The organism is Paenibacillus sp. FSL F4-0087 (assembly GCF_038020215.1).
GTDB classification, from domain to species: domain Bacteria; phylum Bacillota; class Bacilli; order Paenibacillales; family Paenibacillaceae; genus Paenibacillus; species Paenibacillus taichungensis.
This window is the reverse complement of the sequence record NZ_JBBODJ010000001.1, coordinates 4,720,069-4,744,954: the sequence shown is the minus strand read 5'-3', so window position 1 is coordinate 4,744,954 and position 24,886 is coordinate 4,720,069. Positions and strand designations below refer to the sequence as shown.

Here is a 24,886-nt window from a genome sequence, read left to right as displayed (position 1 = left end):
TAACAGTGAATAACAGGAGATGAGAATAATATGAATATCCCTTGGTCCAAAATGGCACAAAATACCCCGTCCTCTGTCGTTCGCGACATGTTACAGGCTGCACAGGCGCCGGGAATGATTTCTCTAGCCGGAGGTTTACCTGCCCAGTCATCATTCCCGCTTGAAGCCATCCGTGACGCATACGAAAAGGTATTCATGGGGGGTTCAGCTGCTCTTCAATATGCAGAGACAGAAGGTTTCCGACCATTACGTGCCAAAATTGCAGAACGTCTTGAATCCAAGGGCATTCCCGCTTCACCTGATCATATGCTTCTGACTACCGGTTCCCAGCAATCCATCGACCTGGTGTGCCGAATTTTGCTCGATCCAGGCGACAGCGTACTGGTTGAATCACCAACCTATCTGGCTGCCCTTCAAGTCATTCATTCCTATCAGGCTGAGGCGCACGGTGTTACCTGTGATGATGACGGCATGTTACCTGAGTCACTGGAGGAACAGCTGCAACTCCATCGACCAAAGCTCGTTTACATCAACCCTACGTTCTCCAACCCGTCAGGTAAAGTATGGAGTCGCGCCAGACGTCAACAAGCGGTGGATCTGTGCCGGAAATATGGCGTACTGATCCTGGAAGACGATCCTTATGGTGAAATCCGCTTTAAACCAGAACAACTGGATGCCCCTGCACTGGCGCAACTGGATGCGGAATCCTATGAGGGTCCCTCCAATGTCATCTACACCAGCACATTTTCCAAAACAGTAGCTCCAGGTCTCCGCACTGGCTGGATACTGGCTGCTCCAGATGTTATCAAAATAGCTGCTCGCGCCAAACAGGGGGCAGATTTGCATTCCAGCAGCATCGACCAAAGAGCACTTCATGCGTTATTGGAGTCTTTCGATCTGGACGGGCATATTCGCAATATCTCACAGGATTATGAACAGCGGATGAAAAAAATGACCACTCTCATGGCTGCAAAATCGTGGGAAGGTATCTCTTGGAACTCACCGCAGGGCGGAATGTTCCTATGGCTGCAACTGCCTGAGGGCATGCTGGCCAGCAATCTGTTTACCTATGGAATTCAGGAGAAAGTATGCATTGTACCAGGGGATTCCTTCTATGCGGGTACACCGGAGCTGAACCGTATGCGGATCAACTTTACTCATACTGATCCTGATCTTCTTCCCGAAGCTGTAGAGCGTATGGACCGTGCCATTCAACGCTGGCATGCATCATTACAGTCGGACAGTGTAGTTACACTGTAACGAACTGTCATCCACTGTATCATTAGGAACAATTTCTCATTCCAACGAATAACAACAAAATTAACAACAAAAATAAGGCGTCAGACCCGAGAAACTTCGAAGTCTGACGCCTTATTTATATGACCTGCAAGTGCAGGAATTCTTTTGAAGTTTAATCGCGTCCTTCTGATCAGTCAGGCACATCAGGTACAATCGTTCTGTTTGCCTGTGACTGATAGTGGACTGCATTTGTTACTGTTTGTGTTGTAGTTAGGAAAGCTTACCGTAAGCCGGGTTCTGTGCTCTTCGTGGTTCAGACGGGAACTACCCTCCCACCACAAGCGACAATCATCTATCTAGGCCATACATTGCTGCACAGCTCAAGCGACCAACCTAGACACACCTCGGGCTAAGGCTGCCTTCTCCGAAGAGTCGACTGTGTCCCATTAGGTCTTGCTCCAGATGGGGTTTACCAGGAACGAAGTCACCAGCGTTCCTCGGGGTCTCTTACACCTCGGTTCCATCCTTGCCTGTGCCGGAAAATCCGGCCATCGGCGGTCCATTTCTGTGGCACTATCCTTCAACTCGCGCTGACTGGACGTTATCCAGCATCCTGCCCTGTGGAGCCCGGACTTTCCTCTCGTGGCAACGAAGGCCACCAGCGATTGTCTGTCAAGCTTTCCGAACAACATTACATAGTATACAGGCATTTGAGTCTACAAACAAGCTTAATCTTACAGGAAGCAATGAACCCGAGTGCTTTTAGATAAACTGGAATACTTCCGTATTTACCTCGGATGCAGTCACTTGCGTGTCATAACGCTTGTCTTCCAAACGTGAGCGCAGCCAATCCGCAGTTTTTGGTTTCATAATCTTTTCGGCATTATGCCCGGCGTCAATGATACACATACCCGCCATCAGCGCATCGTGAGCCGTATGATAATCAATGTCTCCAGTTACGATGACATCGGCACCTTTGAACCGTGCTGGAAGGGTATAACGGCTGCCTGAACCGCCAAGCACTGCTGCTTTTTTGATTTGCCGATTGAGATCGCCTACTACCCTAACGTATGGCACATCCAGTTGGGCCTTAACGACCTCCACCAGCTCACCGAGTGCCTTAGGTTGTTTGAGTGGTCCCAAGCGCCCCAGACCCAGCGTACGGCCTTTTAAATCCATTGCATACAGGTCATAGGCCACTTCCTCATATGGATGAGCCTTAAGCATCGCTTGTACAACCTTGCTTCGTAGACTCTGCGGTACGATGGTCTCTATCCGCATTTCCTCTACACGCTCCATCTGTCCCTCTGTACCGATGAAAGGATGTGTCCCCTCTCCCGGTACAAAAGTACCTGTGCCCTCCGTATTGAAGCTGCACTTGTTGTACTGCCCGATACTGCCAGCGCCCGCTTCGAGAATCGCCTGGAGCACCTGCTCATGATGAGTGCGAGGTACAAATACAGCCAGTTTGAACAAATGATCTGTATGTACATCCTCAAGTGATTCCTTGCTCTCAATTCCGATGGCCTCGGCCATCCAGTCATTCATGCCGCCTTCAGCCACATCCAGATTGGTATGACTAATATACACCGCAATATCATGCTTGATCAGCTTCTCGTACAGTTTCCCCATGGGTGTATCGGTATTCAATGACTTGACCGGACGGAAGATGATGGCATGGTGCGCAATAATCAGATTGGCTCCAATCCGAATGGCCTCGTCTACAACTTCGTTCGTCACATCAAGCGCGATAAGAACATGCGTAATTTCCTTTTGCAAACTGCCAAGTTGAAGACCAATCCGATCGTCCGGCACGGCCAGATGTTTGGGAGCAAGCTGCTCCATCAATTGAATTACAGTTTGACCTTTGGCAAACATGAGAGTACCTCCTTCAAGTTCACAATAAGACGCTCCACCTCAGCCGCCTTGTCCCGTGAAGACTCCTGATCTGATTTGGAGATGGAATGCACAACACTTTGCAGCTTGACGATTTCGCTCTCCCATTTGGCAAAAAACACATCCGTTGGACGGTCAGTTAAATAAGGCCCCATGCGCAGCAGCAAATCTGATGTCAATTCCACTCCGCCTTCAAGCGGACGAGCGCGATACACTTCCTCATTGGCAATCGGACTGAGTTCTTGCGGCATTGCTGTAATAATCTCGTACACTTTGCCATCTTCCTCAAGCAGCTGTTCTGCAACCACCACCCAGTGATGCTCGAGCAGCCAACGTCTGAGAATATCCTCACCAACATTAGGCTGCAAAATAAGAAGCTTGACCTCATCCAGTTTGGAGAGGCCACGATCCAGAATGGAGGCAATGAGTGCTCCTCCCATACCGGCAATGGTGATAACATCCACTTCTCCTGCAGAGATGACATCCAAGCCATCTCCACGACGTACTGTTATTCGTTCCTTCAGGCCTGCATCGCTGACTTGCTTGCGTGCAGCTTCATAAGGGCCGGGGTTGACTTCTCCGGCTACTGCACCTTCTGCTTTCCCGCTGCGTACTGCTGCTACCGGAAGCAAAGCGTGGTCTGAGCCAATGTCAGCCAAGCGGCTTCCTTCGGGAATTTGATCATGTATCCGCTGTAATCGATTCGAAAGTTTCATGAAGCACCTACACCATTCATTTAATTTATTGATTTGCATTGAACAACGAAAAGCGATAAAATGAAATCCAATAAAACATTTCAAGGATGAATTACCAAAACCAAGAAATTTAGATATTCAATTTAAAAATAAAGGAGACCCCGCCGCCGCTTAAGCGCCTTGCGGAAAGTCTCCCATAGTGATGTTATTCGAGGAAATCTTTAAGCCGTTTACTGCGGCTAGGGTGACGCAATTTGCGAAGAGCTTTGGCTTCAATTTGACGAATACGCTCACGCGTAACACCAAATACCTTGCCCACTTCTTCCAGCGTTCTTGTACGTCCATCGTCCAGACCAAAACGCAGACGAAGCACGTTCTCTTCACGCTCAGTCAAAGTATCCAGGACATCTTCGAGCTGTTCTTTCAGCAACTCATAAGCAGCAGCATCCGCCGGAGCCAATGCTTCCTGATCCTCGATGAAATCACCCAGATGGGAATCATCTTCCTCACCAATCGGTGTTTCCAGGGAAACCGGTTCCTGAGCGATCTTCGTAATCTCACGAACTTTTTCCACACTCAGATCCATCTCGGCAGCGATTTCTTCTGGTGTCGGTTCACGCCCAAGTTCCTGCAACAGCTGACGGGATACCCGGATCAGCTTATTGATCGTCTCCACCATATGCACAGGGATACGAATCGTACGTGCTTGGTCCGCAATTGCACGGGTGATCGCTTGGCGAATCCACCATGTCGCATACGTACTGAATTTATAACCCTTTTTGTGGTCGAACTTCTCAACCGCTTTGATCAGACCCATGTTACCTTCCTGAATCAGATCCAGGAATAACATTCCACGTCCAACATAACGCTTGGCGATACTGACCACGAGACGAAGGTTAGCTTCAGCCAAACGACGTTTCGCTTCTTCATCCCCGTTTTCAATCCGTTTAGCCAGTTCTACTTCGTCATCCGCAGACAACAGAGGTACACGACCAATTTCTTTGAGATACATACGAACAGGGTCGTTGATTTTGATTCCTGGTGGAAGGCTGAGATCATCATCAAAGTGGAATTCATCGTCTCCCTCTCTGGTGTTGTTCTCGGAATCTTCACTAGGGCGAAGGGTTACCTCTTCATCATTTTCGTTCACGACATCAATACCCAGGTCGCTCAGTTGTTCATAGAACTCATCCATCTGCTCTGCATCTTGCTCAAATGGGGAGAGTTTTTCTATAATTTCCTTGTAGTTCAACGAAGCTCTTTTCTTACCTGATTCAATCAATTGATCCTTAACCTGATCCAGTGTCAATTCTGTTTCTAGTTCAGTATGCTGATCATTCGCCATAACTCGACTCCCTCCTCCCTAGAAACATCCAACATTCAGACGTTCACTGTCTCTCTAGGGCAATCATTTCAATTGCAATTTGTGCCGCGCGTACAGAATCACCTGCCCGCTCTGCAGCAATCATTTCTTCTTTTTTCAGATCGTACTCTTTCTTACGCGGATATTTCAGCACTTCCCTGATGCAATCGTCGAGCACTTGAATACTCCATTCACCTGGACCATCCATCATCGAGATTGAACTGACCGTCTTTTCCAGTCGGTCGTCATGCAGTGAAGACATAAAACGGCTTGTATCCGACGGTTTGCCTTGCGCATAATAGGCATATAGATAAGCAGCAATAGCTGCATGATCATCCAAGTTAAAAGCTTCACCAAGATGCTCATTCACGTACTGGGCAGCCTCATCATCCTGAAGCATCCAGGCGAGCAGTTTGCGTTCAGCAGCGTGGTAAGCCGGCAACAGATTGGGTGTAGGCACCTGCCTATTTTGTTGCCTACCATTATTCCACCTTTTCGGGTTATTATCCCCATACTGGAGGTTATTTTTCATGGCCTCCCGTTCTTCATTACACTCCTGCTTCAGTGTTTCAAATGATACATCCACTTCCGCAGCCAGTTCCCGAAGATATACTTCCCGTTCTGTAGGAGAAGACAAAGGAGCAATAAGTTTCACCGCTTCCTTGGAATAAGCGATTTGTCCGCCGCCTTCTAGCAGTATATGGTTTTTTTTAAGGTTTATAAGCTTAAATTTTGTAGTCGTTACGGCGCCGTCCACAATCTGGTTTCGGAACCGCTCGCCACCATGCTTGCGGATAAAATCATCCGGGTCGAGCCCGTCCGGTATCAGAGCAATTTTGACCTGCAGTCCCGCTTCCTCAAGAATAGGAAAGTTTTTGAATGCCGCAGCCTGTCCTGCTCGATCGCCGTCATAACATACGATGACTTCATCACACATGCCTTTAAGCATCAATGCCTGATTCTCAGTGAGCGCGGTACCCATTGCCGCTACACCATTCTGGATATCCTGATCCCAGGCGGAGATAACATCGCCATAGCCTTCGAACAATATGGCCTGCCTTTGTTTGCGAATTGCATTTTTGGCATGATGCAGATTGTAGAGAACACGGCTTTTGTTAAATAACCGGGTTTCCGGTGAATTTAGGTACTTCGGTTGCCCGTCTCCCAAAATGCGGCCTGCAAATGCAATCGGCTTTCCGCTCCTGCCGTTAATCGGAAACATGACCCTGTCTCGGAAACGGTCCACATACCCCTGACCTTCGTTTCGCGGTGACAGTAACCCACCCTTCTCCATCTCTTCAAGCGGAAATTCGCGCTTTTCCAGAAATTGTACCAAGGTATCCCAGCGATTAGGCGCATAGCCAATCTGGAATTGGTCAATGAGTTTGTCGCTAAACCCACGTGAGCGTAAATATTCCATAGCCACTTTACCGTGCTCTGTATTTTTCAATAAGAAATGATACAGCTTCGCGGTAAGCTCATATGCTTCCAATAAACGTTCGGTTTCTGGATTAACATGAGCCGATTCCCGCCCTTGCCAGTCCCCCATTGAAATGTGGCTTTCTTCTGCCATCGTCTTGACAGCCTCGGGAAAGGATAACCCTTCGATTTCCATCCTGAATTTGATGGCATTTCCACCCGTGCCGCAACCGTAGCAATAGAAAATTTGTTTCTCCGGCGTAACTGTAAACGAAGGCGTCTTCTCAGAATGAAAAGGACAGAGGCCTTTCATATATTTCCCCTGTTTGGTCAGATGTACAAATCGGCTCACCGTATCGACGATATCATGCTGCTGTAACACCGATTCAATAATGCTTTCGGGTATACCGCCTTGTCCGGTACTCATCTTGGTCCACCTTCATCTCTTTAACACGTAAATATTATTCGATAAACTTACACATTCTCCTGCAAATCTTTCAAAAGTTTTGTCAGTTTATGTTGAAAAATTTCCCGATCCTGCTCTGTGAAAGGCTTTGGGCCTTTTCCATAATGCCCTCTTTTTCGTGCTTTGGCCGCAGTATGACGGGAATCCAGCATGAAATCAATGTCACGATCATTAAATTCACGACCACGAAATGATAAAACATAACAACGTTTGCCAAGTGCGAGCGCCGCCAGTCCATAATCCTGTGTAATGACCACATCGTATGACTTGATGTGATTGGCAATGTAAAGGTCTGCACTCTGATCACTTCGATCAACCTGAACGGTACGCACTCCCTCTCCGCCCTGAAGAAAATGGTCAAATGAAGAAACCATCAATACAGGAACTTTGAATCGGAGAGCTGTTTCTGCGATCTCAGCCTTGACCGGGCAAGCATCACCATCCACAACAATATGGCGTACATTCAACTCACTCAAAGCCAGACCACCCGGTTTCATAAAATATCTGCATATTGTAATATACGACCCCAGCCAGTCAAAATCCTTCTGACCGGTCTATGGAAATCAAAGGCTAAAATACGGAACGGCTGTAAATATAAATTTTTCACAATCCGTTCCGTATATTTATACCCTCATATATCCTTCTTTAATACTGAATTTATGCTTTGCCGCAGATCTGTCTACTCGGAGGAGAAAAGGATCCGATTACCAGACCAATTTGGAGAAATCAGCAAAAGCTTTCAGATCACGGTCTATGGCTGCAAGCAGTGCCAGACGATTCGCCCGCACAGCCTCATCTTCAGCCATAACCATAACCGAATCGAAGAATACGGTGATCGCTTCCTTCCAAGCCGATGCAATCGCGAGCGCTTCAGCGGCAGCATGCTGAGACAATACCTGACGATATTCCTCATTGGTTTTGCTCCATGCCTCATGCAGCTGGCGTTCTCCTTCTTCTGTGAAGAGTTCTGCATGAACCGAAGCATTGGATGCTTTAGCAGCCAGATTACCGACACGGTTGAAGGATTCGACAGTTGTTTTGAAGGCATCGCCCGTTTGGACAGCTGCCATGAGTGCCTCACCTTTTGGAACTACAGCGCTGATATCATCAAATCCGGAAGAAATCACTGCGTCCACTACATCATAACGAACCGTTTCCGACAACAGTTTTTTCACTCGAAGACCGAAGAAGTCCTGTAAATCTTTACGTACCTCTTCATCCGCACGTTTCAACAGGTTCATCTGAGCATGCACTTGAAGTGCAACGCCGAATACATCGGACAATGTCAGCGGAAGATTGTGATCCAGCAAAATTTGTACGATACCTGCTGCCTGACGGCGCAGTGCGTATGGATCTTGAGATCCTGTAGGAATGATATTGATCGAGAAACAACCTACAATTGTATCCATTTTATCGGCTGCACTCACAATAGCTCCAACGAGCGAAGCAGGAGATTGATCTCCAGCGAAACGTGGCTGATAATGCTCAAATACCGCTTTGGCCACTTCTTCTTTTTCACCAGCTTTACGGGCATAATCTTCACCCATCACACCTTGCAGTTCAGGGAATTCCCCCACCATAAGTGTAACAAGGTCGAATTTGCAGATATCCGCAGAACGATTCACCGCTTCGGCTACATCAGCTGGTACTTGCAGCTTGCTAGCCAGACCATCCGCAATTTTGCGAATACGGCGAACTTTATCTCCAACCGTTCCCAGCTCTTCCTGGAAGACGATACTTTCCAATTTCGATAATGCATCCTTGATCTCCAGCTTCTGGTCTTCCTCGTAGAAGAACTTGGCATCAGACAGACGTGCACGGAGTACCTTTTCGTTTCCTTTTGCAATGACATCCAGTGAATCGCTGCCGCCGTTACGAACCGTAACGAAGTATGGCAACAATTGTCCATCATTATCAAGCACAGGGAAATAACGTTGATGCTCGCGCATCGAAGTAATCAGTACCTCTTGTGGAATATTCAAAAATGAAGATTCGAATGTTCCGAACAGCACCGTTGGTGTCTCAACCAGGAACAGAACCTCTTCCAGCAAATCTTCCTTGATCGCAATATCCCATTTCTTCTCGGCAGCCAGTGCCTGGATCTGGGATACAATCATCTGCTCACGTTCTTTGATATCCGCAATGACGTGCTCGGAACGAAGCACTTCCACATACGAAGCGGGATCCGAAATAACCGCCTCTTTTCCGAGGAAACGATGTCCACGTGTTACATTGCCAGACTTTACGCCTGCAACTTCCAACTCAATAACATCGCTGCCCAGCAGAGCGACAATCCAGCGAATCGGACGTACAAATTTGAAATCATACGAAGCCCAACGCATGAATTTCGGGAAGGTCATGGCATGCAGTATAGCCAGCAAACCCTGTCCGATTACAGAGGACGTTTCCACGCCTTTACTGCTCTTGGTAGCGTAGATATATTCCACGCCGCTCAGTTCTTTAAATGTGAACTGATCCGGTTCAACACCCTGACTACGGGCGAATCCGAGTGCAGCTTTACTCCAGTTACCACTGTCATCCAATGCTATTTTACGGGAAGGTCCTTTAACTTCTTCCTCCACGTCTTCCTGTTTCTCAGCAACATCCTTGATCAAAACAGCCAGTCGGCGCGGTGTGGCATACGCATTCACTTCACCGTAAGCAATGCGGGATGCATCCAGCCATTTCACGACACGATCTTGCAGCTGTTCAATTGCTGCTCGCATGAAGCGTGCAGGCACTTCTTCCAGACCAATTTCAAACAACAGATCCTTAGACATGCTCAGCTCCCCCTTTCTTGATCAGCGGGAAGCCGAGCTTCTCACGCTCTTCCACATATGTTGCAGCCACTTGACGAGCCAGGTTACGGACACGAGTAATGTACCCAGTACGCTCCGTTACACTGATTGCCCCGCGCGCATCCAGCAGATTGAACGTATGTGAACATTTCAACACATAGTCATATGCCGGGAAAACCAGATTCTGTGCCATAGCCTTGTTTGCTTCCTCTTCATGCATGTTGAAGAGCGTAAACAACATTTTGACATCTGATACTTCAAACGTATATTTGGAGTGTTCGAATTCAGGCTGACGGAACACATCACCATATGTAATACCGTCTACCCATTCCAGCTCAAACACATTTTCTTTTTCCTGAATGTACGAAGCAAGACGCTCCATACCATACGTAATTTCAACGGCTACCGGATTCGTCTCGATTCCACCGACTTGTTGGAAATACGTAAATTGGGTGATTTCCATACCGTCCAACCATACTTCCCAGCCAAGACCAGCACAGCCGAGGGAAGGATTCTCCCAGTTGTCCTCAACAAACCGAATATCATGTTTAAGCGGATCAATACCCAACTGTTTCAGACTTTCCAGGTAAATCTCCTGAATATTGTCCGGAGAAGGCTTGATAATAACCTGGAATTGATGATGCTGATAGAGACGGTTTGGATTTTCTCCATAACGACCATCCGAAGGACGGCGGGACGGCTCTACATAAGCTACTTTCCAAGGCTCGGGTCCAAGCGAACGCAAAAAGGTCATCGGGTTCATCGTACCTGCCCCTTTTTCCGTATCATATGGTTGAACAATAATACAGTTGTGCTCGGCCCAGAATTGTTGCAGCGTGAGGATCATCTGCTGAAAATTCATAATCATGCTCCTTTTCGATGGTTTGTGATGAACAAGCCTAGAACGGTACAGACAATAAAAAGCCCTCGTCCTACGCCTGTTATACAGACATAGGGACGAGAGCTATTCCCGCGGTTCCACCCTACTTGGCTTAGACATAAACAGAAGTTCCTGTTCATTCAAGCCCACTTTTCCGTGTCATTCATGCTCCCGAGTGCCATTTCACAGACCGATTCAACCCGGCTCCCACCATCCCCGGCTCGCTCACACAAGATTAGTAAGGTCAATCGACCTCTGCTCCTGAATGTAATAAATCAAGTCTCCTACTTTCTCGTTCAATGCATGTCTCCAAAAGAGAAATTATAGTTCATAATATATAAAAACAAGTACGAAGTCAAGATATATTACTTATTTCACATGAAGACGACTCAAATCCCGTACTTTTCCATTTGATCAAGAAAAGAACGGGATTTTAAATTCAAGCCAAGCTGATGATCCATAAAGGCCCGCATGATCTTTTTAATCTCATCCCGGGTGCCTTCGCTCACCGATATATTACCAAGCCTTTGCAGATCCAGCTGTGCAAACAGACGTAAGAGTTTCAACGCCTTCGGACTCACGGACATCGCCGGAGGATCAAAGTGTTTGCAAGCACGGCACAGAACGCCTCCAAGTCTTGGACTAACAAATAATTGTTCATCCGGACGCTCGTGACCACAAGAAATGCAATCATCAAGCTGAGGTCCATACCCGGCTGCCTGTAATATTTTCATTTCATACAGGCTTGTGATGACGACCGGATCTTTCTCTTCCTTCAACGCCTGAAGACAGGCTTTCAACTGTTTGAACCAGAACGTACCTGTCTCTTCATCCTGCAACACACGATCCAGCAGTTCACAAGCATAAGATGCATAGGAGGCCTTAATCAGATCTTCACGCAGCTCATGATAAGATTCCATAATCTCACCTGCGTTTAGTGTTCCCAGACCGGTGTTACGAAAATATACATATTGACCGTACGTAAATGGCTGCACCAGTGCAGCATGTCGGCTTTTGGGCTTTTTGGCACCGCGGACGAGTACCCCTACTTTCCCGCCGCTTTCGGTGCAAAGCGTAATGATTTTGTTTCCCTCGCCGTAGTCCATGCTGCGGATGACAATCCCTTCCACCCTGTATAGCATGCCTCGTCACCTAACCATTCCCGAATTAGCCAATTAACCTTCGGCTTCTTCATCTTCAATCACTTCCCTTGCAGGTTCCGACTCCTGTCCCACCGAGCTGCATGCCTCGGAATACAACAAATAGGATTCCACATCCCCCGTCATCGCAAAAACCTTCCACGAAAAATCTCGCATCGGAATTTCATCCTCTCTTCGGAAATGACGTCTGCTTCTACCAGATAGGATGGAGTCTTGCAAGGTAAACTATGTGTTGCAATTACTGGATACAATTCCGACGATTAGTCGCGGCCAAAGCCAAGGTCACGCAGAACTCGATCCTGGTTTCTCCAGTCTTTCTTCACTTTAACCCACAGGTCCATGAAGATTTTGGAACCTAACAGGTTTTGAATATCCTGGCGGGCACGTTTCCCCACTTCTTTGAGCAAGGCACCCTGTTTACCGATAATGATCCCTTTTTGCGAATCACGCTCCACAAAGATGACAGCCGAAATATAAACGACGCCATTGTCCTGTACTTTCATATCCTCAATCGTTACGGCAATGGAGTGAGGCACTTCTTCGCGTGTCATTTGTAAAATCTTCTCCCGAATCAACTCAGCACAAACGAACTGTTCCGGATGGTCTGTAACCTGGTCATCTGGATAGTACTGTGGACCTTCCGGCAAATACTTGCCGAGCTGCTCCAGCAACGTGCTTACATTGCTGCCGAGCATGGCAGAAACAGGTACGATTTCAGCGAAATTGTGCAGCTTGCGATATTCCTCAATCAGCGGAAGCAGTGCTTCCGGCTCAATTTTATCAATTTTGTTCATGACAAGAATGACAGGCGTACGCACATTTTTCAATTGTTCGGCAATATAACGGTCCCCACCGCCCATGCCTTCAGAAGCATCGATCAGGAACAGAGCAGCTTCAACTTCTCCGAGGGTGTTCAAAGCGGTCTGGTTCATGTAATCGCCCAGCTTGGATTGACGTTTGTGAATCCCTGGCGTATCCAGGAAAACGATTTGTTGTTGTTCCGATGTATATACACCATGAATCTTATTACGCGTCGTTTGTGGCTTGTCCGACATGATCGCAATTTTCTGTCCAATGACTTGGTTCATCAGTGTGGATTTACCTACATTGGGACGTCCAATAATGGCTACAAAACCGGATTTGAATGCTTGTTTTTTCATATGTTCCTCCTCAGGCGCCTAGGCCTGGAATGTATTGGTTTTTACTTTTTAGCAGAGTTCAGATCAGATGGTCCAAAAGCCCATGGCAATAATTCGGCAACTGTAGTCTCCTGCAGATCACCTTTCAAGTTACCCAGAATGACCTTCATGTCCGGATCACACAGTTCGTACATCACTTGACGACATACACCGCAAGGAGCAATCGGTCCGTCTGTATCTCCTACAATCGCCATAGCCTTGAAACTGCGTGGTTGCTTACCTCCTGCAATCGCGCTGAACATAGCTGTGCGCTCAGCACAGTTACCTGGCGTGTAAGCAGCATTCTCAATATTACAACCATGATGCACATGTCCCTCACTGTCAAGCAAAGCTGCACCTACACCAAAATGAGAATAAGGCGTATACGCTTTCGTACGTGCCTTAATTGCTTCTTGCATCAACAAACCATTATCCATAATTAATCTCTCCCTTTGGGGTGTACTATAAAGTTAACTAGTGCATTTACACTGGACACTCCGCTGCCAGAACAACCTTCCGAGCGCTGTTATCCCCAGATTTTTATGATTCACTTTTTCAAAGTGAAAATCCGGGGATAAAGGCGCACACTTCGTTTCTTCAGGTTTCTTCTGACCTCTCCGTTATCGCGTTTGCATCAAGTAACTATACAATTGTGTGTAATTTAAAAACAAAAACAAAATCAGAACAAACCCAGCCAGCTCATCACCGGCTTAATGAAAACGACACACCCGATGATGACGGCGAACACCGCAGCCAGCAAAACTGCACCGGCCGCGGTGTCCTTCGCCGCTTTTGCCAGCGGATGTATATGCGGATGCGCCAGATCTACAGCAGCTTCCACAGCTGTATTCATCATCTCCGTCACAAGAACCAGAAAAACGGCTGTCAGTACAAACATCCAGTCCGTTCTGGAAATCCCGAAAAAAAAGCCGGCTGCACACATCAAAATGGCGACTCCTGTATGAACTCTTACATTCCGCTGAGTCCGCAGCCCGTATACGATTCCTTCCGCAGCATTGCGGAATACCATCCCCCAGGAGCGCCTTTTCATTATCGTGTCAACCCGGCTTGGGCAAGTACCGCTTCCTGTTTGCCCATCATTTCGGCTTCGCTGGCTTCATCCTGATGATCATATCCAAGCAGGTGCAAGAAGCCATGAACAAACAGGAACCCGAGCTCACGTTCAAATGAATGGCCATATTCTTCACTCTGTAGAATGGTCCGTGGAACAGAAATAATAATATCTCCCAGAACATCCGGCATTTCTTCCATCTCTTCATCCTCGTCAAGTTCGTAGATGATATCCAGTTCCTCATCTACAGTCTCATTCATCGCAAAAGACAAAACATCTGTTGGACGATCAATGCCGCGATAGTCACGATTCAGCTCATGAATCTGCTCATCATCTACAAAAGTCAGGGCCACTTCCCCGTCCGCAACACCCTCTGCTTCCCCTGCAAGGTTCAGCAGCTGCTCCAGCATTGCGATCATCGGTTCGGTGATTTCTTTATCCTGTTGTTCATTATTCCATGCTAGGTTAAGACTCATTCTTTCATACTCCTGTCTTGTCATAATTAGCGAATCAACCCGCTTCAGGCGAGGTTGGCTTCGGTTTCTTCATTTCTTCCGGATATTCAATCCTGGAGTGGAATATACCCATGACGGTTTCCTTAAGAGTCTTGGCGACGATATCCAGCTCCCGCATTGTCAGATCACAGTCGTTAAACTGATGATCGTCCAGTCGACCTTTAATAATCTTTTCGATCATGGACTCCACTTGTTCCACAGTAGGCTTCCGCAAGGAACGGACCGCAGCTTCCACACTGTCAGCAATGCCAACAATCGCCGACTCTTTGGACTGAGCCTTGGGACCTGGATAACGGAAATCATCTTCCGTGAAATCTGGTTCCACTCCTGCTTCCTCAGCCTGACGCAGTGCTTTGTGATAGAAGTAATGCAGGAAGGTTGTTCCATGATGCTGCTCAGCAATGTCCCGAATAGGCCTCGGCAGCTTGTAGTCCTTCTGCATTTCCACACCATCGCGTGCGTGAGCAACGATAATGGACTTGCTCAGCTTTGGATCAATCGAATCATGCGGATTTTCCATATTATTTTGATTTTCAATAAAATAAATCGGTCGCTTGGTCTTGCCAATATCATGGTAATACGAGCCCACCCGACATAACAACCCATTGGCACCGATTGCTTCCGCGGCGGCTTCTGACAGGTTTCCTACCATCACACTGTGGTGATATGTGCCTGGTGTCTCTGTTAGCAATTTGCGCAATAGCGGGTGATTGGGATTAGACAGTTCTACCAGTTTCAGCGCAGACAAAATGCCAAATGAGGTTTCGAAAAACGGCATCAGCCCAATAACCAGTATGGCGGTCAGTACGCCTCCGGCAAATGCAAATCCAATGCCATAGAGCGTTGTCGTACGGTTCCAGTCACTTGAGTCAATCAGAGCCAACGTGAAAACTGCAATCGATCCGAACAAGCAAACCATAATGGCGCCTTTCAGGATCGTAGACCGCTGACTTGCCCGATGGGTGGCGAAGATCGCAACAAACGATACCAACACCGCGAAGAATCCAAGTTCAAAGTCAAAAATTTGACCCTGATGTGTATTCAAAATAATGCTCGACAGCATGCCGATAATAATCGAGCAGACAAAGGCAAGCGATGTATCCAGCAGCAATGCTATTAACATGGCTCCTACGGCAACAGGGGCAAGAAAGCCTACGTATGAATTCTCACTGGTCTGGAGTATCGCAGTAACATGCATAACCACAATCGTAATAATAAATATGAGAACAAGCATCAGCAGCTGAGCATTGTTATATTTGAAATGCGTTCCGCTGAATTGCTGAATATACATGAGAATCGCTGCCGACAACAGACAGGACAGCATAAGCAGTCCAAGCTGAGGCCAATAGTTTACTTCGTTTTTCAGCAAATCGTTCTCGCCCAGAAGGGTGTACATCTCCGGGGTAATCATCTCACCCTTGGCAACAAGTGTATCTCCTTGCTTGATAAAGACCGTTTGAGTGTTCTCACGAGCCTGTACTTTAGCTTCTTTTGTACCCTCTTCATCGTAGAAGCGGTTCGACGTGACCACAAGACGAGCAAGCTCCTGCACAACCTCACGCTGCGTACGCTTGCTTAGGGAGCTCACACTCACCATCTCGGCCACTTTGGCACGAGCTGTTGTAGCCTCACTAATCTGGTCGGTCATTAATCTGGAGACAATATCCCGAGCAACGGCCTTCATCTCCTGAATATCATCCGAAGTCAGACGTGAAATTTTGATATAAGTCTCTTCCGGAATTCGGTAGCTTTGCTCCTGTACCACATTTCTGATCTCTTCCAAAAGAGTTTCGGAGTATGTACCCGCTTTCCGGTTGTTGTTGATAAAATTGGAAACAAAGTCTTTCTGACGCTGCGGTATTTCATCACGATAGATGTCAATCTTGTCCTGACTGGAAATCTGATCATCCTGATTCAGTCGATCAATACGATCAAGCAGAGTCGTCATCAGATTTTCGTTCCGCATTTGCACGATCTGAAACATCGGCTGTACACGTTCAGCGGCTTCTTCTTGCGCTTTCAGCGTGGCCTTGGTATTCGGGATCTGCATGGGCGCAGCAATATTCACTTCACTTCGTGTGCCTTCCTGAATATCATACCGCTCTGGGAGCAGCTTGGAAGCAAGACTCACGTAGAAGAGGATCACCAGAAACAAAAACAGAAGATAGCGTGCCCACACGCTATACTTCCATCCTGTAGCTCTATTTTGAAAAGATTTGCCTTTTGACAGTTCCTTCGAGGTCATCGAGACAATCCCTTTCTATTCTTGATTTTCTGCGGCGTGGTTATAAGCGACGATGATTTTCTGGACGAGGGAGTGCCGTACAACGTCTTGCTCGGCAAAGTAGACAAATCCAATCTCTTCCACTTGGCCCAGTATTGCATTTGCTTCCACAAGCCCTGACTTTTTGCCGCGCGGTAAATCAATTTGTGTCACGTCACCGGTAATGACCATTTTGGAACCAAAACCGAGACGAGTTAGGAACATTTTCATCTGCTCCGGTGTCGTATTCTGGGCTTCATCCAGGATAATAAACGAGTCGTCCAGTGTACGTCCCCGCATATAGGCTAGAGGCGCAATTTCGATTAAACCTCGCTCCAGTGCCTTCGCAGTCTGCTCTTGTCCCATAACATCGTACAATGCGTCATACAGTGGCCGTAAATAAGGATCCACTTTTTCCTGAAGATCGCCCGGCAAGAAACCAAGACTCTCTCCCGCTTCAACAGCAGGTCTCGTGAGCACGATCCGCTTGACGCTTCCTTCCTTAAGTGCTGCCACAGCCAGCACAACAGCAAGATACGTTTTACCTGTACCGGCAGGACCGATACCAAATACAACATCACGTTTTTTAATTGTAGTTACATAGTGTTTCTGTCCAATCGTTTTAACCCGGATCGGCTTACCGCGGTACGTCGTTGTAATCTCGCCTTTGAACAGATCCAGAAGCTGGTCTGCACGCAGTTCCTTTGCCAGTTCAATGGCATACTTAACGTCCCTTTCGGTTAACACGTATCCGTTACGTACCAATTGCAACAACACATCAAATAATTGTTCAAGCGATTCCACATTCTGAATGTTGCCATGGATCACAATCTCCGCTTCACGGGATGCGATCTGTGCGGGAATCTCGGATTCAATCAGTTTCAGAAAAATATCTTGGGGTCCAAAAAGAGATTGACCCTCTCCCGCACTTTGGAGGGAGATTCGTATGCTGCGTGTTTGCTCTGACAAATAGCCTCATTCTCCTTGACTATGGACTAACGGAAGTTCTTCCGCAATGCTTTCTTCCACTTCAAATAATACTTTCATATAAACTTTACCATTCTCTTTCTTCTCATGCAAAATTTTTTCGCTTAAAATTTTCGTTCCTTTGCCGTTTTTGGCGATAATATCGTTTCTTGCTCCTTCCAATCCTTTCGTTCTAGCCCATTCAATCGTATGCTGCTCCTCTTGTTCCCGAGTTTCCAAATCTTTCTCCGTCAGCCATCCCATGGGAAGTGTGAACGATCTCCAGGTCAGCGGTTTATGATCACTTTCGGTATCAAATGTGGTAAACGGCGTATTCCCGTATCCCCAGAGTTGTATCGCCCATTTCCCCAGCACAATGTAAAAACGTTCCTTGCTATCTCCAGTCATCGTATTATGTTTCTGCACAAGGGGGACTTCGACCTGATATTCTCGCCACACCAGTCCGCGTACTTCCCCTTTGGCTACAATGGTCTTTGTATTCTCTTCATCTCCCAAAATACCGGATATTAGTACCTGCCCCTTCTTGACACGCATGTCCTTCTGCACGACAGGGCGCCCCTGCTCCGCGTAAATTTGAGTGATTACAGCATCTGTTTTACTGACCAGATGTCTCGGGTTCAGCAGCGGTTCACGCTTGGGCTGTGCTGACTCCACCACCTGGATGGTGATGGTTGTCCCTTCTTTGCTTACCCCAATCCAGGTTACATCTGGCAGAGCCAGCGCGAGCTGTCTGGAGAGCTTGTCCTGGCTTTGCAGCCGAAATCCCCACTGAAAGGGATAGATGCCTTCTTTCTTCGCTGCTGCGAGTACTTCATCCGTGGGAATCGTCACATTACCTTTGACTTCTACATTCCAAACCATCGATGACAACGCAAACAGAGCTGCTACAAAAAACAGCATGCCACCCAGAAAGAACTTTCTTCTTAACAAACGGGCTGCAAAAAAAGGAAATCCACTGCGGTGTGTCACCTTTACACGGCAGCCTGTCCGTTTCAGCAAAGGACGCAGCTTGAAAAAATGCGGCAGCAGAATATTCATTTCTGCCTTGCGTCCGTCGTGGGCACGCAGGTCCCATACTTCCAGTCCCTGCTCTGCCACCGTATTGATTAATGCTTCAATATCCCCCCCAGTGACCGTGATTCGGACTGCTCCGCGCAGTTTGTACAGACTGGGCTGCTTCATCCGTTCCCCTCCGCTCCATTCATATGAATATCCAGAATTGTTCCTTCAACAGCCACTTCATCCGGCAAAATATTGCGAATCATCAGTTCAGTTCCTTTGATCTCCAGCTGACCCTGTGAGAGAGCCAGAACGATGCGATCCGGTGTAAAATGAATGACACCACGATGATTCTCTATATACAATTGCTTTGTGCCGATCAGGGTTAACCGTGGCATATCGTAAAGCACGTCCTGCGGCAGGTCCAGAACTTCACTGGTCCATCTGCGCAGCTTGCGACTGATCCGGGTCATTCGAAGGTCTTCCCCCTTCCTCTACAGTTCAACTTATGCGCAGATTCTTGGAATTATGAAAACTACGGACCGTGTTAGATGTGAAAATAAAAAGAGGCCGAAACAGAAAAAAGCCGTCGTCTGGGATTATGCTCACCAGAGACGGCTTTTCACTTATTAAAACAATATAAAGTTATAGTTTTCCTCGTGTTCCAAAGGGCTGTTTAGAGCGCGGAGAACCGAGAACTTCTGCCCACAATACACCAGTACGAATATCTTCCCGGCGAAGCTGAGGCGATCCAGACTCGCTGGATGAAACTTCATCCCAACTGGAGTCAGACACAACCGGTGTATTTGCAGTAGAAATACGATCTAGTCGCTCCCGAATTTCACGTTGTCGTTGCTCCATCACTTTCATTTGTTCTTCGAGGGAGTTTTCCATTCCACCCAGAGAACCCTGTCCTCCAAAGTCGTCATTCACAGGACGGGCAGATGTCGTTGCTGGCTGCGAGTAGGTTTGATCATATCGATCATCATACTGATCGTCATCATACCGCTCATCGTACCGTTCGTCATATTGCTCATCATAGCGTGGATCTGAAGGACCCGATGACTGCTGCGGTGCGGTATTGCCCCGCGAACGATCATTCCGGTCTGAATCACCACTTCCTCCAAACGTAGGCATCCCGTTATTTGGACGCTTTTTGTTCGGATCAGCCGACTTGGCTGCTTTTCCAAGGAAGGAAAAGAGCGCAAATGCGATGACCGCTACAATATACAGATTGTTAAAAATCCATTCAAATAGGCCCATATGCACTCACCGCCTATCTTCCGTTTTTGGAATCACCCTGATCGTTGGAATTCGAACCTTCACCAGGTTTTCCCAATGTATTACGCATTTGAGTATCCGCTTCAATGTTCTTCAGGTTCATGTAATCCATAACACCGATCTTACCACTACGCAGTGCTTCGGACATTGCCAAAGGTACTTGGGATTCAGACTCAACCACACGCGCTCTCATTTCCACTACGCGCGCTTTCATCTCTTGCTCTTGAGCAACGGCCATAGCGCGACGTTCTTCCGCTTTTGCCTGTGCAATACGTTTGTCGGCCTCTGCCTGCTCCGTTTGCAGGAATGCACCAATGTTTTTACCTACATCCACGTCCGCGATATCAATAGACAGGATTTCAAAAGCGGTACCTGCATCCAGACCTTTGGACAATACGGTACGGGAGATCAGATCTGGATTTTCCAGGACGTCTTTATGGGAATTCGAGGAACCGTTTGTACTTACGATACCTTCGCCGACACGGGCAATAATCGTCTCTTCACCCGCACCCCCGACGAGGCGGTCAATATTGGCACGAACCGTAACCCGCGCTCTTACCTTAACTTCAATACCATCTTTGGCTACCGCAGAAACAATCGGCGTTTCAATAACACGTGGGTTTACACTCATCTGTACAGCTTGCAATACGTCACGACCTGCAAGGTCGATCGCAGCAGCACGTTCAAATTCGAGTGGAATGTTCGCACGTTGTGCAGCAATCAGGGCGTTTACAACTCGGTCTACGTTACCACCGGCTAGGAAGTGACTCTCCAGTTGATTCATTGTCAATTGAAGTCCAGCTTTGGTTGCTTTAATCAGTGGATTTACGATCCGGCTAGGTGTTACACGTCTTAATCTCATCGCTACCAGCGTGATAATTCCCACGCGTACGCCCGATGCAAGGGCTGAAATCCAGAGCATAACCGGGAAAAAGCTGAAGAATACGCTCAATACGATAATCGCAACTACCGCAATGAGCAAAACCGTAATCAAGGTTGGTTCCATAGTCGAAATTCCTCCATTTGCATTTTGATTTTTGTAAAAAACATGATAAAAACGTTGTGGAACTTTGCTGCTGTGCATTGATTCACACCACTCCACTAGCAGCCTCCGTAGAATGGTTATGTACATTGCCGAAGCTATAATCAACTCCGGCAACAGAGCGGGTTACACCGGTAACGCTTGTTGAACCACAATCCGGGTACCTTCCGCTTTGATCACAATAATTGGTGTATCAATCGGAATGAAATCTCCATCCGACACCACATCGACGCGTTCTCCGTTAAATATCGCTGTTCCCGAAGGACGAAGTGGAGTCAGACTGATGCCCTGCAAACCGATCAACTCTTTGCGTTCTGTTGCCGAAGAGTATCCTTGATCAGCAGACAGCCTATCACTTAATATGAATCGATTCCATATGCCTCGATCCTTAAACAGAATAACAACGATTGCAATGACTACCAGCGCGGCTCCAAAAGCAATACCTAACGATATAAATGCATCACTTGTATCATAGGCGGCTCGCACGACACCAGCGACAAGTGCAATCGATCCCAAAATACCCAGAATACCGAAGCTTGGGATAAACATCTCCAGAATCATCATGATGAGTCCGACAGTGAATAACACCCATGTCTCCGCTCCAGCAAAACCGGCAATGTAGTTCCCTGAGAAATAAAGCACAAAGCACACGATACCAACAATACCAGGCACTCCGAACCCAGGTACAATCAACTCAATGATCACACCGGCTATTCCGAGGAATAGCAATACCGTCATGACGACAGGATTGGTGAGAAATGTGGATATGTTCTCTGCGGCTGTTCTCTGAACGGTGAACACATCATCTTGACTGTAACCAAGCCAGGCTGCAGCCTCTTCCGGCGTGTTGCTGATATGGTCCGCATAACCCACTTTCAGCGCTTCTTCAGCCGAGAGAGCAATAATTTCACCTTTTTCTTTGGTTTTATTAATCTCAGGCATTTCCACGACCATGTTAACATCCGTCATTCCGGCTGCAATTTTACCGTCACGGCCACTTTTCTCAGCCGCGCCCTGCATCTTGCTCTTCCAGAATGCAACCAACTTCGGATCATCGACATGTTTACCTGTGCTGTCCACCATCGCTGCCGCACCAATCATACTGCCTGGCGACATTACGATCTTATCTGCATTCAAAGCCAGAAAACTTCCGGCCGAAGCAGCATCTCCACGGACAAATGCAACGGTTTCAACTGGGCTTTCCTTAATTAATGTACCCAGTTCTTCTGCCGTGTCGACACGCCCTCCCGGCGTATTGATATCCAGAACGATCAGGCCAGCATTCATCTCTTCTGCTTCCTTGAACCCGCGTTCCATAAACTTGCCAAGTCCCTGCTCGATTGGTTTATCCACCGGAATAATATATACGGCGCCACTTTTCTCAGCTGCATGCGCTGACGGTGATCCAATCCAGACAGGAAGCAGCAGCGTCAGTAGCATCATGAGCATCAATGGCCCCGTAAGCTTCTTCCGGCGCTTTCCCTTCACAAATAGTCCCCCCTTTTCCATTAATGTTATACTGTCCAGCTTATGGTATTTATTACGTACAATGCAACATTTCGTTTCAAAATCTTAAAATTATATTTGAAACCGGACGCAATTGCAACTTTTTAAAACCATAATCATATACATTATCCATTTAAAAGCAATATTTGTGAATTTCCTCGAACAAATGAACGATTTCTAATCACACTTCGAATTCCTTCTGGGAACGGAGTAACGTATCAAAGATCTAAAACGGAAAAAACACCCCCTGACAAGTCAGGAGGTGTTTATTGATTTGCTTTATTGCAGAAATTGTTGAACTGCTTGATTTACCAGTTTGCCATCCGCTTTGCCTTTGACTTTCGGCATAAGGGCAGACATGACTTTCCCCATCTCGGCTTTCGAAGAAGCACCGGTTTCCTGGATGGTCTGCTGTACAATAACTTTAATTTCTTCTTCGGTAAGCTGTGCGGGAAGGTACTGACTGAGTAATTCAATTTCCGCTTTTGCATTTGCCGCGAGGTCATCACGGCCCGCTTTGTCAAATTCTTGGAGGGCATCTTTGCGCTGTTTGATTTCACGACTCAGAATATCAAGCACTTCGTTATCATCCAAATCTCTTTTCAAATCTATTTCAAGATTCTTGATCGTCGAACGAATCAACCGAATGTTGGAGAGCTTGAACTTGTCCTTACTCTTCATCGCTTGCTTCATATCTTCGTTCAATCGTTCGCTAAGATTCATGTAGTTAAAATCCTCCTAAAACTTTCTCTTACGAGCAGCCTCGGACTTTTTCTTGCGCTTTACGCTTGGCTTCTCATAATGCTTACGTTTCTTCACCTCAGCCAATACGCCATCTTTTGCGATGGAACGTTTAAAGCGACGAAGTGCAGCATCAATAGTCTCGTTTTTGCGAACTTTAGTTTCAGACACCAGTTTTCCCTCCCTCCGACCAGACCGTCCAAGAGCAATAACACGGTTCATCACCTTTCATTATAGGCGAAAGGTAATAAAGGTGTCAACCTTAACGTAATGATCATTTATTTTATGTGAACTTCAGCTTCATATTCATGCCTTTTATGCATATATGAATCAGTCCTGATTTAGAGTAACTTGGATCGTTTATTTGTGTGAGTCTGACAAACTTGTCAACACGCCAAGTCGGGTCCCACCAAGTAAATGATAATGCAGATGATGAACGGTTTGTTCTCCATCCTTGCCGCAGTTATTAATCAGTCGGTAACCTGTTTCTTCCACGCCAAGACGCTTGGCCGCTTCCTGCGCAGCCAAATGAATCTCCCCGATCAACGGCAAGTCTTCCGCCGTTACTTCATTCATGGAAGAAATATGTTTCTTGGGAATAACGAGTACATGGGTCGGTGCAGCGGGCTGGATGTCATGAAAGACGATGACATGGTCATTCTCCAGTACCTTATTGGAGGGAATGCTGCCCTCTACAATTTTGCAAAATAAGCAATCCATTGTTCATACCCTCCTTTGAATTAAAAATTATGTATACCCTTCTATCATACCGGAACTGAAAACTCACGTCCAATTTAACCTGTTTTAATTCAATAATAAAAGTAACAGGAAAAACCTTTCACATCTCAGTAAAGAAGTGCAAAAATACACCGAAGATGTGAAAGGTTCGATTTTCATCGGTAAAAGTACTGTTTTCACCGTTTTATTAATAATAAGGCAATAGAGTTAAGGCAGTGAGGCCAATCAGAGGTAGTACCAACCTATTGAACCGTCTGCGACCATAACCATAATAAGGATACGGATAACCATAGCCCGGGAAAAATCCCCGTGCATGCGCGGGATAAGTAACCGGCATCATATTGGGTCCCCAGTTTGCATTTGCATGGTTAACCATGGCTTCATGCCCCACGGGAACAGCCAAATAAATCATATCATCATCCACATTTTCCACAATGCCATCGTAATGGGCACCGTCATGCATCTGTATACATACATAGCGATGCATGTGTTCCTTACACAGTTTCTTCGCTTCTACTTTTTCCACGTTTAATCGCCTCCCGAATCTGTTCTGCTCTTCATCACCCTTTCATCGTATTCAGATCTGGGCGAAATGACACTGTGCATGACAAGAGTTTCAAGATAAGTTCCTATTAAAAAAAAGAAGCA

The 24,886-nt window shown here is 46.9% G+C and carries 25 protein-coding genes and 1 other RNA gene; 1 reads left to right on the top strand and 25 read right to left on the bottom strand.

The genetic code is table 11. The features are described from left to right. Positions 1-30: 30 nt before the first annotated feature. Positions 31-1,260, top strand: a complete 1,230-nt coding sequence (locus tag MHB84_RS21770) for an aminotransferase-like domain-containing protein (protein ID WP_076288102.1) — start codon at positions 31-33, stop codon at positions 1,258-1,260. A 250-nt stretch (positions 1,261-1,510) separates the two neighbouring features. Here the strand turns inward: MHB84_RS21770 and rnpB are convergent. From rnpB to MHB84_RS21645, 25 genes are all read right to left on the bottom strand, one after another. Next, an RNA gene (rnpB, locus tag MHB84_RS21765) (RNase P RNA component class A) lies at positions 1,511-1,920 on the bottom strand. Between the two features lie 81 nt (positions 1,921-2,001). After that, the gene (locus tag MHB84_RS21760; protein ID WP_076288101.1) at positions 2,002-3,117 is read right to left on the bottom strand and encodes a Nif3-like dinuclear metal center hexameric protein; all 1,116 of its coding nucleotides are present in this window, start codon (positions 3,115-3,117) and stop codon (positions 2,002-2,004) included. After that, positions 3,093-3,851 carry a tRNA (adenine(22)-N(1))-methyltransferase gene (locus MHB84_RS21755; protein ID WP_076288100.1) on the bottom strand — a complete coding sequence of 253 codons (759 nt, stop codon included), beginning with the start codon at positions 3,849-3,851 and terminating at the stop codon, positions 3,093-3,095. Before MHB84_RS21755 ends, MHB84_RS21760 begins: the two co-directional genes overlap by 25 nt. Before the next feature lie 184 nt (positions 3,852-4,035). Then, positions 4,036-5,175, bottom strand: coding sequence for an RNA polymerase sigma factor RpoD (gene rpoD, locus MHB84_RS21750; RefSeq protein WP_024628459.1), 1,140 nt, complete (start codon positions 5,173-5,175; stop codon positions 4,036-4,038). Between the two features lie 43 nt (positions 5,176-5,218). Beyond that, positions 5,219-7,039 (bottom strand): DNA primase, encoded by a 1,821-nt coding sequence (gene dnaG / locus MHB84_RS21745; RefSeq protein WP_076288099.1) that lies wholly within the window; start codon positions 7,037-7,039, stop codon positions 5,219-5,221. 47 nt (positions 7,040-7,086) lie between these two features. Next, complete coding sequence (locus MHB84_RS21740; protein ID WP_076288098.1) at positions 7,087-7,575, bottom strand: YaiI/YqxD family protein; 489 nt, start codon at positions 7,573-7,575, stop codon at positions 7,087-7,089. Positions 7,576-7,782: 207 nt separating this feature from the next. Next, a complete protein-coding gene (gene glyS, locus MHB84_RS21735) occupies positions 7,783-9,858 on the bottom strand; it encodes a glycine--tRNA ligase subunit beta (RefSeq protein ID WP_076288097.1) in 2,076 nt (691 codons plus the stop codon). Further along, positions 9,851-10,738: a glycine--tRNA ligase subunit alpha gene (glyQ, locus tag MHB84_RS21730; RefSeq protein ID WP_024628463.1), complete on the bottom strand. Its 888-nt coding sequence runs from the start codon at positions 10,736-10,738 to the stop codon at positions 9,851-9,853. The genes glyS and glyQ overlap by 8 nt, the downstream gene beginning before the upstream one ends. A 407-nt stretch (positions 10,739-11,145) precedes the next feature. After that, positions 11,146-11,898, bottom strand: coding sequence for a DNA repair protein RecO (gene recO / locus MHB84_RS21725; RefSeq protein WP_076288096.1), 753 nt, complete (start codon positions 11,896-11,898; stop codon positions 11,146-11,148). Positions 11,899-11,931: 33 nt separating this feature from the next. Next, positions 11,932-12,072 (bottom strand): YqzL family protein, encoded by a 141-nt coding sequence (locus tag MHB84_RS21720; protein ID WP_076288095.1) that lies wholly within the window; start codon positions 12,070-12,072, stop codon positions 11,932-11,934. A 104-nt stretch (positions 12,073-12,176) separates the two neighbouring features. After that, a complete protein-coding gene (gene era / locus MHB84_RS21715) occupies positions 12,177-13,076 on the bottom strand; it encodes a GTPase Era (protein ID WP_076288094.1) in 900 nt (299 codons plus the stop codon). Positions 13,077-13,117: 41 nt separating this feature from the next. Beyond that, a complete protein-coding gene (locus tag MHB84_RS21710) occupies positions 13,118-13,531 on the bottom strand; it encodes a cytidine deaminase (protein WP_076288093.1) in 414 nt (137 codons plus the stop codon). A gap of 242 nt (positions 13,532-13,773) precedes the next feature. Beyond that, positions 13,774-14,145, bottom strand: a complete 372-nt coding sequence (locus MHB84_RS21705; protein ID WP_076288092.1) for a diacylglycerol kinase family protein — start codon at positions 14,143-14,145, stop codon at positions 13,774-13,776. Further along, complete coding sequence (gene ybeY, locus MHB84_RS21700; protein ID WP_063567028.1) at positions 14,145-14,642, bottom strand: rRNA maturation RNase YbeY; 498 nt, start codon at positions 14,640-14,642, stop codon at positions 14,145-14,147. The genes MHB84_RS21705 and ybeY overlap by 1 nt, the downstream gene beginning before the upstream one ends. A 34-nt stretch (positions 14,643-14,676) precedes the next feature. Next, positions 14,677-16,926, bottom strand: a complete 2,250-nt coding sequence (locus MHB84_RS21695; protein ID WP_063567029.1) for an HD family phosphohydrolase — start codon at positions 16,924-16,926, stop codon at positions 14,677-14,679. Between the two features lie 15 nt (positions 16,927-16,941). Then, the gene (locus tag MHB84_RS21690; protein WP_076288091.1) at positions 16,942-17,913 is read right to left on the bottom strand and encodes a PhoH family protein; all 972 of its coding nucleotides are present in this window, start codon (positions 17,911-17,913) and stop codon (positions 16,942-16,944) included. Positions 17,914-17,919: 6 nt separating this feature from the next. Then, a complete protein-coding gene (gene yqfD, locus MHB84_RS21685; RefSeq protein ID WP_076288090.1) occupies positions 17,920-19,113 on the bottom strand; it encodes a sporulation protein YqfD in 1,194 nt (397 codons plus the stop codon). Then, positions 19,110-19,403: a sporulation protein YqfC gene (gene yqfC, locus MHB84_RS21680; protein WP_024628472.1), complete on the bottom strand. Its 294-nt coding sequence runs from the start codon at positions 19,401-19,403 to the stop codon at positions 19,110-19,112. Before yqfC ends, yqfD begins: the two co-directional genes overlap by 4 nt. A gap of 172 nt (positions 19,404-19,575) precedes the next feature. Continuing rightward, positions 19,576-20,193 (bottom strand): hypothetical protein, encoded by a 618-nt coding sequence (locus tag MHB84_RS21675; RefSeq protein ID WP_076288089.1) that lies wholly within the window; start codon positions 20,191-20,193, stop codon positions 19,576-19,578. 13 nt (positions 20,194-20,206) lie between these two features. After that, complete coding sequence (gene floA / locus MHB84_RS21670; protein ID WP_076288088.1) at positions 20,207-21,217, bottom strand: flotillin-like protein FloA; 1,011 nt, start codon at positions 21,215-21,217, stop codon at positions 20,207-20,209. A gap of 162 nt (positions 21,218-21,379) precedes the next feature. Continuing rightward, complete coding sequence (locus tag MHB84_RS21665) at positions 21,380-22,702, bottom strand: NfeD family protein (RefSeq protein WP_099858506.1); 1,323 nt, start codon at positions 22,700-22,702, stop codon at positions 21,380-21,382. A gap of 336 nt (positions 22,703-23,038) precedes the next feature. Further along, positions 23,039-23,482, bottom strand: coding sequence for a GatB/YqeY domain-containing protein (locus MHB84_RS21660; RefSeq protein ID WP_024628476.1), 444 nt, complete (start codon positions 23,480-23,482; stop codon positions 23,039-23,041). Positions 23,483-23,497: 15 nt separating this feature from the next. Next, complete coding sequence (gene rpsU, locus MHB84_RS21655) at positions 23,498-23,671, bottom strand: 30S ribosomal protein S21 (protein WP_005547957.1); 174 nt, start codon at positions 23,669-23,671, stop codon at positions 23,498-23,500. A 189-nt stretch (positions 23,672-23,860) separates the two neighbouring features. After that, positions 23,861-24,220, bottom strand: a complete 360-nt coding sequence (locus MHB84_RS21650; protein ID WP_076288086.1) for a histidine triad nucleotide-binding protein — start codon at positions 24,218-24,220, stop codon at positions 23,861-23,863. Positions 24,221-24,425: 205 nt separating this feature from the next. Beyond that, the gene (locus MHB84_RS21645; RefSeq protein WP_076288085.1) at positions 24,426-24,764 is read right to left on the bottom strand and encodes a hypothetical protein; all 339 of its coding nucleotides are present in this window, start codon (positions 24,762-24,764) and stop codon (positions 24,426-24,428) included. Between the last annotated feature and the right edge of the window lie 122 nt (positions 24,765-24,886).

Coding starts and splice junctions, on each gene's coding strand:
- MHB84_RS21770 (WP_076288102.1), top strand. CDS start 31: ATGAATATCCCTTGGTCCAAAATGGCACAAAATACCCCGTCCTCTGTC.
- MHB84_RS21760 (WP_076288101.1), bottom strand. CDS start 3,117: ATGTTTGCCAAAGGTCAAACTGTAATTCAATTGATGGAGCAGCTTGCT.
- MHB84_RS21755 (WP_076288100.1), bottom strand. CDS start 3,851: ATGAAACTTTCGAATCGATTACAGCGGATACATGATCAAATTCCCGAA.
- rpoD (WP_024628459.1), bottom strand. CDS start 5,175: ATGGCGAATGATCAGCATACTGAACTAGAAACAGAATTGACACTGGAT.
- dnaG (WP_076288099.1), bottom strand. CDS start 7,039: ATGAGTACCGGACAAGGCGGTATACCCGAAAGCATTATTGAATCGGTG.
- MHB84_RS21740 (WP_076288098.1), bottom strand. CDS start 7,575: ATGAAACCGGGTGGTCTGGCTTTGAGTGAGTTGAATGTACGCCATATT.
- glyS (WP_076288097.1), bottom strand. CDS start 9,858: ATGTCTAAGGATCTGTTGTTTGAAATTGGTCTGGAAGAAGTGCCTGCA.
- glyQ (WP_024628463.1), bottom strand. CDS start 10,738: ATGAATTTTCAGCAGATGATCCTCACGCTGCAACAATTCTGGGCCGAG.
- recO (WP_076288096.1), bottom strand. CDS start 11,898: ATGCTATACAGGGTGGAAGGGATTGTCATCCGCAGCATGGACTACGGC.
- MHB84_RS21720 (WP_076288095.1), bottom strand. CDS start 12,072: ATGCGAGATTTTTCGTGGAAGGTTTTTGCGATGACGGGGGATGTGGAA.
- era (WP_076288094.1), bottom strand. CDS start 13,076: ATGAAAAAACAAGCATTCAAATCCGGTTTTGTAGCCATTATTGGACGT.
- MHB84_RS21710 (WP_076288093.1), bottom strand. CDS start 13,531: ATGGATAATGGTTTGTTGATGCAAGAAGCAATTAAGGCACGTACGAAA.
- MHB84_RS21705 (WP_076288092.1), bottom strand. CDS start 14,145: ATGAAAAGGCGCTCCTGGGGGATGGTATTCCGCAATGCTGCGGAAGGA.
- ybeY (WP_063567028.1), bottom strand. CDS start 14,642: ATGAGTCTTAACCTAGCATGGAATAATGAACAACAGGATAAAGAAATC.
- MHB84_RS21695 (WP_063567029.1), bottom strand. CDS start 16,926: ATGACCTCGAAGGAACTGTCAAAAGGCAAATCTTTTCAAAATAGAGCT.
- yqfD (WP_076288090.1), bottom strand. CDS start 19,113: ATGAAGCAGCCCAGTCTGTACAAACTGCGCGGAGCAGTCCGAATCACG.
- yqfC (WP_024628472.1), bottom strand. CDS start 19,403: ATGACCCGGATCAGTCGCAAGCTGCGCAGATGGACCAGTGAAGTTCTG.
- MHB84_RS21675 (WP_076288089.1), bottom strand. CDS start 20,193: ATGGGCCTATTTGAATGGATTTTTAACAATCTGTATATTGTAGCGGTC.
- floA (WP_076288088.1), bottom strand. CDS start 21,217: ATGGAACCAACCTTGATTACGGTTTTGCTCATTGCGGTAGTTGCGATT.
- MHB84_RS21665 (WP_099858506.1), bottom strand. CDS start 22,702: ATGCTCATGATGCTACTGACGCTGCTGCTTCCTGTCTGGATTGGATCA.
- MHB84_RS21660 (WP_024628476.1), bottom strand. CDS start 23,482: ATGAATCTTAGCGAACGATTGAACGAAGATATGAAGCAAGCGATGAAG.
- MHB84_RS21650 (WP_076288086.1), bottom strand. CDS start 24,220: ATGGATTGCTTATTTTGCAAAATTGTAGAGGGCAGCATTCCCTCCAAT.